Here is a 231-nt window from a genome sequence, read left to right as displayed (position 1 = left end):
TTTGAAAGTCATACATAGATGATAAATGAGTAGGGCGGGACACGTGAAATCCTGTCTGAATATGGGGGGACCATCCTCCAAGGATAAATACTCCTGAAAGACCGATAGTGAACAAGTACTGTGAAGTAAAGGTGAAAAGCACTTCGAATAGAAGGGTGAAATAGAACATGAAACCGTACGCCTACAAGCGGTCGGAGCTCACAAGTTGAGTGACGGCGTGCCTATTGCATA

1 rRNA gene is annotated in these 231 nt (G+C 44.6%); it reads left to right on the top strand.

The window, feature by feature from the left end:
• Window positions 1-231: ribosomal RNA gene (locus AC23MB_RS14560) — 23S ribosomal RNA — on the top strand; the annotation flags it as partial.

The sequence above is a fragment of the Soonwooa sp. T0.1_25 genome (genome assembly GCF_057652215.1).
This window is presented reverse-complemented; position numbering and strand designations above follow the sequence as displayed.